We start from the raw sequence: 2523 nt of genomic DNA, 5'->3' as shown, positions 1-2523 counted from the left end.
CGTCATCCGGCGCCGGCCATAGTCAGTGAAGCAATCATTGAGCACCTGCATGGTCTCGCCGAGTATCCCAAGGTGCTCGGCGACCTGCGTTTACGGCAGGCCATTGCCGACTGGGCCACCCGGCGCTTTGCCCTGCCCGCTGGTTTTCTCGATCCGGAGCGGCATGTCATCCCCGCCAACGGCAGCCGCGAGGCTTTGTTCAGCGTCGCGCAGGCGGCGCTGCCGCCTTGTCAGACCCCCAAGCCTTTTGTCTTGTTTCCTAATACCTTCTATAAGATTTATGAGGGTGCTGCCTTGCTCGCCGGGGCAGAGCCCTATTATCTGAATTGTGATGCCAGCGGGCAGCCGGACTTTCTCGCGGTGGAGGAATCGGTCTGGGCACGCTGCGCGTTACTCTACATCAACTCACCCCATAATCCGACGGGCGCGACCCTGTCTCTGGAAACCCTGGGCTGGTTGATTGACAAAGCCCGGCAACACGGCTTCGTGCTCGCTGCCGACGAGTGCTACAGCGAACTCTACCCCGAGGGAGATGCGCCCGCGGGCATTCTGGAGGCCGCCGCAGCGACAGGCAGTCTGGCGCAGGTGCTGGCTTTTCATAGCCTCTCCAAGCGCTCCAGCATTCCCGGTGCGCGCAGTGGTTTTGTCGCGGGTGACGCGGATATCCTCAAGGCTTTTGTCCGTTACCGGACCTATCTGGGTGCCGCCACCCCGCCCTTCATTCAGGCCGCCGCTATCGCCGCCTGGCAGGATGAGCAGCATGTGCAGCATACCCGTGCCGATTATGCCCGGAAGTTTGCCGCCGCCCATGATATTCTCGGTGCGGTGCTGCCGGTAGAAACGCCCGCCGGCGGCTTTTATCTCTGGCCACGGGTGAGGGATGGCGAAGCCTTCGTTCGCGCCCTCTACGAGGCAGAGCATGTACGCTGCCTGCCCGGTGCTTATCTGGCGCGGGATGCCCACGGCGTCCACCCCGGTAAGGATCGGGTCCGCATCGCGCTGGTCGGCAGCCTGGAAGATTGCGTCGAGGGCCTGCAGCGCATGCGTCACTTTATGGAACAATATACCATTTCGACCATTAACAAACCTTAATCAAGGAGTTCGTGTGAGCCAGAGTCTTGCCACCATTATCGACGCCGCCTGGGAAAACCGGGCGGAGATTTCCCCCAAGCAGGCATCGGCTGAACTGCGGGAAGCCGTGCATCAGACCATCGAAGGGCTGGACAAGGGCGTCCTGCGAGTGGCTGAAAAGCGCGATGGCCAGTGGGTCACCCATCAGTGGATCAAGAAGGCGGTGCTGCTCTCCTTCCGTTTGCAGGATAATGCCCGTATTCCGGGGGCCGAGACCAATTTTTACGACAAGGTGCCGGGCAAGTTTGCCGACTATAACAGCAACGATTTTCGCACCGGCGGTTTTCGGGTAGTGCCACCCGCCACGGCGCGGCGCGGGGCCTTTATCGGCCGTAACTGCGTGCTGATGCCCTCTTTCGTCAACATCGGTGCTTATGTGGATGAAGGCACCATGGTGGATACCTGGGCTACCGTCGGCTCCTGTGCCCAGATCGGCAAGAATGTGCATCTCTCCGGCGGTGTTGGCATCGGTGGGGTGCTGGAGCCCCTGCAGGCCAACCCCACCATCATCGAGGACAACTGCTTCATCGGTGCCCGCTCGGAAGTGGTGGAAGGCGTGATTGTTGAGGAGGGCTCGGTCATCTCTATGGGCGTCTTCATCGGCTCCAGCACGCGCATTTATGATCGTGCAACCGGTGAGATTACCTACGGACGGGTGCCCGCAGGTTCAGTGGTGGTTTCCGGCAGCTTGCCTTCCAAAGACGGCAGCTACAGCCTCTACTGCGCCGTCATCGTCAAGCAGGTGGATGCCAAAACCCTGGGCAAAGTCGGCATCAACGCCATTCTCCGTGACATCTGAGGGGGCGCCCCATGGGCAAAAGTGTCGTACTGGAGCTGGCTGAGGACCTGATTTCCCGCCCTTCGGTGACCCCGACGGATGCAGGCTGTCAGGATCTGATGATCGCCCGGCTGGAGGCTGTCGGTTTCCGGGTGACACGCCTGCCCGCCGGGGGAGTGGAGAACTTTTGGGCGGAACGGGGCGACGCCGGTCCGTGTCTTTGTTTTGCGGGACATACGGATGTGGTCCCCAGCGGCCCGCTCGCAGAATGGCAGAGCGACCCCTTTCAGCCGACCATCCGCGACGGCCTGCTCTACGGACGTGGCGCCGCCGATATGAAGGGCAGTCTTGCTGCCATGGTGGTGGCGGCAGAGCGTTTTGTCGCCCTGCATCCGGGGCATTCCGGGCGCCTGGCCTTTCTGATCACTTCCGATGAAGAAGGCATCGCCACCCATGGCACACGGCATGTGGTGGACTGGTTACGGGAACATGGGGAGACCATCGACTGGTGCGTGGTGGGCGAACCCTCTTCCGAAAACATGCTGGGCGATGTCATCAAAAATGGTCGGCGCGGCTCGCTGAACGGACGCCTGACCGTGCAGGGTATACAGGGT

Annotated in this window: 3 protein-coding genes; all 3 read left to right on the top strand. The window is 61.5% G+C overall.

The annotated features are described in order from the left end of the window. The coding region (dapC, locus tag AC2VNK_RS07290; protein WP_486883315.1) for a succinyldiaminopimelate transaminase at positions 1 to 1092 on the top strand (1092 nt) is incomplete at its 5' end. Positions 1093 to 1105: 13 nt separating this feature from the next. Beyond that, complete coding sequence (gene dapD / locus AC2VNK_RS07285; protein ID WP_291522836.1) at positions 1106 to 1930, top strand: 2,3,4,5-tetrahydropyridine-2,6-dicarboxylate N-succinyltransferase; 825 nt, start codon at positions 1106 to 1108, stop codon at positions 1928 to 1930. 11 nt (positions 1931 to 1941) lie between these two features. Then, positions 1942 to 2523, top strand: a 582-nt coding sequence (gene dapE / locus AC2VNK_RS07280; protein WP_486883314.1) for a succinyl-diaminopimelate desuccinylase, incomplete at its 3' end; no start/stop codon positions are given.

This window comes from Acidithiobacillus sp. TH-A35 (genome assembly GCF_057473505.1).
The sequence above is the reverse complement of the archived record's forward strand: the minus strand, read 5'-3'. Positions and strand labels throughout refer to the sequence as shown.